The 5,024-nt window shown below is 50.3% G+C and carries 3 protein-coding genes and 5 pseudogenes; 4 read left to right on the forward strand and 4 right to left on the reverse strand.

The window, feature by feature from the left end; translation table 11 throughout:
• Window positions 1–83: pseudogene (locus QZ506_RS13035) on the reverse strand (IS1 family transposase); the annotation flags it as partial.
• Between the two features lie 196 nt (window positions 84–279).
• On the opposite strand from QZ506_RS13035, the pseudogene QZ506_RS13040 reads away from it, so the two are divergent.
• A pseudogene (locus QZ506_RS13040) lies at window positions 280–813 on the forward strand (YgjV family protein).
• Between the two features lie 60 nt (window positions 814–873).
• Here the strand turns inward: QZ506_RS13040 and sstT are convergent.
• From sstT to QZ506_RS13055, 3 genes and pseudogenes are all read right to left on the reverse strand, one after another.
• A pseudogene (gene sstT, locus QZ506_RS13045) lies at window positions 874–2,122 on the reverse strand (serine/threonine transporter SstT).
• A gap of 221 nt (window positions 2,123–2,343) precedes the next feature.
• Window positions 2,344–3,297, reverse strand: a complete 954-nt coding sequence (locus tag QZ506_RS13050; RefSeq protein WP_291971585.1) for a TerC family protein — start codon at window positions 3,295–3,297, stop codon at window positions 2,344–2,346.
• 348 nt (window positions 3,298–3,645) lie between these two features.
• A pseudogene (locus QZ506_RS13055) lies at window positions 3,646–4,417 on the reverse strand (hypothetical protein); the annotation flags it as partial.
• A gap of 14 nt (window positions 4,418–4,431) precedes the next feature.
• Between QZ506_RS13055 and QZ506_RS13060 the strand changes: the two are divergent.
• The 3 genes and pseudogenes from QZ506_RS13060 (at window position 4,432) to QZ506_RS13070 (ending at window position 4,894) form a co-directional block, all read left to right on the forward strand.
• Window positions 4,432–4,548 carry a hypothetical protein gene (locus QZ506_RS13060; protein ID WP_291971587.1) on the forward strand — a complete coding sequence of 39 codons (117 nt, stop codon included), beginning with the start codon at window positions 4,432–4,434 and terminating at the stop codon, window positions 4,546–4,548.
• A pseudogene (locus QZ506_RS13065) lies at window positions 4,520–4,696 on the forward strand (IS1 family transposase); the annotation flags it as partial. The gene QZ506_RS13060 and the pseudogene QZ506_RS13065, both read left to right, overlap by 29 nt.
• Window positions 4,697–4,756: 60 nt before the next feature.
• Entirely contained in the window at window positions 4,757–4,894 is a 138-nt protein-coding gene (locus QZ506_RS13070) for a hypothetical protein (protein WP_291971589.1), read from the forward strand.
• The last annotated feature ends 130 nt before the right edge of the window (window positions 4,895–5,024 follow it).

The following is a 5,024-nucleotide window of genomic DNA, read 5'->3' on the forward strand; positions in this document are numbered from 1 at the left end:
TGATGGCCACTTTTTCCATAACCGTGTTTTTTCACAGGAGATGTATGTTCACAAAACGGGCATCTTACATCAACTTTAGCCACTGTATTCCACATCCAAAACCGGACATTTCACACTGCAATCAACATATTGAATACACGAACGATTTCCGCGAACTGGTGATATTTAAAAGTGGCGTAACGTTGTAAAATCTCCCGCCTTTAATTAAAATGAAACGTCGCTCCATTTATTGGAGCCGTTTTATTTATTTTCACCACTCCTTTTCCCAAGGCACAGATCATGACGAGTTATTGGTTTGCTCAGGCAGTGGGGGCGATGGCCTTCCTGGTGGGGATTACCGTATTTTTTCACCGTGACGATCGCAAATTCAAACTACAACTTTCCCTCTACAGCGCCATCATCGGTATCCATTTCTTTTTGATGGGGGCAAATGCCGCTTGCGCCAGTGCACTGCTGAATGCCGGGCGCACGGTGATTGCTACGCGCACCCACAATCTTTTTGTGATTTTTGCCTTTATTATCCTGACGCTGGTGTTCGGGCTTTCGGGTCTTAAGCATGCGGTTGAGCTGCTGCCGATCATTGGTACGCTGATCAGCACCTAGGCATTGTTCCGCACCAGTGGGTTGACGACACGCTGCGTCATTTGGTGCGCCACACTGTGCTGGGTAATACATAACGTATGGCTTGGTTCAATCGGCGGTTCGCTGATTGAAGGCACATTTTTGATCCTCAATGGCTACAACATCATTCGTTTTTGGCGCATGCAGAAGAGTGTGCTGGACCCGTTCCGGGCAGAAACGCAATCTCATTAATGTCGCTATTGCTCTGTTTTCCCTCACCTTGATGCAGAAGATGAGGGAAACGATAAGGTGTTACAGCAGGTTCAGCCGCTCTTTCTCTGCCAGATTGGCATCTTCCGATTGACACACTGAAGCCGTGAACAGGACATCCGTCGAAGAGTTAACGGCGGTTTCCACCGAATCTTGTACCACACCGATGATAAAGCCGACGGCGACCACCTGCATGGCGACGTCGTTGGCGATACCGAACATGCTGCACGCCAGTGGGATTAACAGCAACGATCCCCCTGCCACGCCGGATGCGCCACAGGCAAAAATGGCGTCGACCACGCTGAGCAGCAGCGCGTTAGGCATATCAACATGAATACCCAGCTTATGTGCAGCGGCCAGCATCAGTACGGTTATGGTTACCGCCGCACCCGCCATATTGGTAGTCGCACCCAACGGGATGGCGATGGAATAGGTGTCTTCATCCAGATTCAGCTTACGACACAGCTCCATATTCACCGGGATGTTGGCGGCAGAACTGCGGGTGAAAAAGGCGGTAATACCGCTTTCACGCAGGCAGGTCAGCACCAGTGGATACGGGTTACGGCGAATTTTCCAGAACACGATCAGCGGGTTGACGACAAACACCACGATGAGCATGCCACCGACCAGCACGGTTAACAGGTGTGCATACCCCCCACAGTGCACCAAAACCGGTTTCGGCCAGCGTCGAGGCCACCAAACCGAAAATCCCCAATGGCGCAAAGCGAATTACCGTGCGGACCAGAAGGGAAACGGCATGTGCAGCATCATTGATAAAGGTTTTCGTGCTGGGTGAAGCATGGCGAAAAGCGATACCGAAACCAACGGACCACACCATAATCCCGATGTAATTGGCGTTAATCAGTGCGTGAATCGGGTTGGCCACCACGCTCATCAGCAAACCTTTCAGCACTGCAACAATGCCCGTTGGCGGCACAACATCGGTGGCTTGTGCATTTAAGGCGAGCGTCGTGGGGAAAAGAAAACAGAGTACAACGGCCACCAGCGCAGCAGAAAAGGTGCCGATGGCATACAGCACCAGTATCGGACGAATATTGGTTTTTTGTCCCTGTTGGTGGTTGGCAATCGATGCCATTACCAACAGCAACACCAACACCGGGGCGACCGCTTTTAGCCCCCCGACGAACAGTGTACCAAGCAAACCGACGGCAAGGGCGCTCGCTGGAGAGAGCATGGCAAGCAGGATGCCCAAAACCAGGCCAATAACAATTTGTTGCACCAGACTGCCTTGCAGCAAATAACGCAAAAAAGCAGATTGAGTATTTTTCATAAAATAGACGGTGTTCCCGTTCCGTAACGCAAGAGTGAGTGTGTGTTGGGGCATTGCAGAGAAGAAAACCTCTAAAATGGCATTGTGTTTTTTTAATGCTCGGCAATGCGATGTTTGCGGGAAGCAGTATAAGGAAAAACGCCATTAAAAAAAGCAATGGCACATGATTTTGTGCAGCAAGTCGTTCAGAAATCGCACCCTTTACGGAGGCGATGAGCGGTTTAGCGAGCGGCGCTCTGATTCACCCACAGGTTAATCAGCAGCGTGATGGCCAGAATGCTGGCTACCACGCCCAGAGAGATAGCGATAGGAATATGGAACAGGTCGATCAGCATCATCTTGGTGCCGATAAACACCAGAATGATGGCCAGACCATACTTGAGCAGTGAGAACTTCTCTGCCACGCCAGCCAGCAGAAAATACATGGCGCGCAGGCCCAGAATGGCGAACAGGTTGGAGGTCAGCACAATGAACGGGTCGGTGGTAACCGCAAAAATGGCCGGGATGCTGTCAACGGCAAAGATAACATCGCTGATCTCAACCAGAATCAAGACTAAAAACAGCGGGGTGGCATACAGAATCACATTGCGTCGCAAGAAGAAGCGTTCGTTTTCAATGGTATCCGTCATCCGCAGGTGCCCGCGTAGCCAACGCACTAACGGCTTGTCACCAAGATCGCCGCCATCGTCTTTGGAAAACGCCATTTTCAGGCCAGTGAACAGTAAGAACGCGCCAAATACGTAAAGCAACCATTGGAACTGGGTAACCAGCCAACTGCCACCAAACACCATCAGCGTTCGCAGGATGATGGCACCCAGCACGCCATAAACCAGCACACGCCGCTGATATTGCGCGGGCACGCCGAAATAGCTGAACAGCATCAGCCAGACGAAGACGTTATCGACGGCAAGTGCTTTTTCGATCAGATAGCCGGTGAGGAAGGTGAGTGCTTGCGTGTTGGCGACTTCTACGGTGAGCGTGCCTTTCAGATACCACCAGAATCCGGCGTCGAAGGCGAGCGACAGCGTAACCCAAATCAATGACCAGGCGGCAGCCTGGCGAAAGGTCATGGTGGTGGCACCCTTACGCCCTTGATAGAGTAGATCTACCGCCAACATGGCGATAACGATGACAGCGAAGCTGCCCCACAACCACGGCGTACCGGTAGAGTTCATAACTGGTTCCTTGCAACAAAAATTAACACCTTCAGGCCTCATTTTTATCTGGCGTGGTAGCAGGCCAGGTAAAAAAAACGACATGTATCGGAAGACACAGGTCGTTTGGTCACTCGCGTTGCAAATGTCCCTCGCCTTCCGGCAAGGTCTCACTTACAACGCCAATGCGGAATGCTCATTGGTATTGCCCGATAACCGGAAGCATATCTCTACTCACTTTATAGCAAGCTGGACACATGACTTCGTAATGACGATTAATCGGCGGAAAAGTTACTCCCCTTTGCGTCAGCAAAGATAGGTGAAAAGTCGATCAAGGTCAAATTTTGTGAGCTCTTTTCACCTGCTCCGTTATTGATCATCAAAAAGTACGTTGCTGTCGGCGGGGAACACCACGCCAGTCTGGCGGCGAATTTCTGTTTGTAAGCGCGCGACGGTGAGTGAACGTGCCAGAAAGGCGTGATTGACATCATTCTGGGCGACCAGTGAGGCAAAGGTTTCCACTTCATACAGCATGCTGTTGATGTGCTGCGTTTGGGACAAATCGATGCGTTGACCGTTGCGCGGCACTAGGCTCACTTGCTGGCATTCCGACAGCCTGTCGATGACTAGCGAACCTTCCTCCCCCCTGGATTTCAATGGGGATGGCGCTGTTGCTCACCTTGGAATGCGCGATAATCACGTCAAAATCCCCGTAATTCAGTAAGACGCTGCCGTGCCCGTCCACGCCGCTTTCCAAGAGGGCAGCGCTGGCCTGAACGTTGTGAGGAACTCCCCACAGGCTGACAGCGAATGCCAGGCAGTAGTAGCCAATATCCATGATGGAGCCGTTAGAAAACGCCGGATTGAAGGTGTTGGGATTCTCTCCCGCCAGATAGTGCTGGTAACGGGAAGAATATTGGCAGTAATTCAGAAACACTTTACGCAACCGACCAATGCGCGCCAGGCCCTGCGTCACCACGGCGTAATTGGGCAAGCTCGCTGTTTTGAAAGCTTCAAACAACACGACCTGATTGGCTTGCGCGCACGGGTCGTGTATTCAATATGTTGATTGCAGTGTGAAATGTCCATTTTTTGATGTGGAATACAGTGGCTAAAGTTGATGTAAGATGCCCGTTTTGTGAACAGACATCTCCTGTGAAAAAACACGGTTATGGCAAAAGTGGCCATCAGCGTTACCATCGTCAATCATGCAAACACGGATGGCTACAGGGCTTACAACGACGAACTTCCAAAAGTAAAACACATTGTTAGCAAGCTGTATACACAGCGTATTGAGCGTGCACATCTGACACTGCGTAACCGATTGAAACGGCTCAATCGCAAGACGCTCAGATATTCAAAATCATCCGAAATGCACGATAGGATCATCGGTACTTACATCGAACGCGGCTTTGTTTAATAAATAGATATTATGCTGCGTAGCCATAAAGGCTACGGATTCCCTTGACGTAAAATCAGTATGTTAAATCCAGAGCGTGGTGATGCATCCCGGAGCGATCAGCATTTTAATCCAAAACAGGCGTGTCATAACAGCATTATTCCCTATTATTCAACAAAGCCATCGAACGCGAGTACTACGTTTGATGGGCTTTGTTGAATAAATAGATTTTATGCTGGCAGCCCAGTGAAACGACGGATCCTCGCAACGTAAAATCATGCAGTTAGGCCTCATGAGAAAAGTGTACACCTGAGATGACAAGCATTTTCTACCAAAACTGGCATGGAAA

This window comes from Candidatus Symbiopectobacterium sp., assembly GCF_020054415.1.
In the GTDB taxonomy this organism is placed as follows: domain Bacteria; phylum Pseudomonadota; class Gammaproteobacteria; order Enterobacterales; family Enterobacteriaceae; genus Symbiopectobacterium.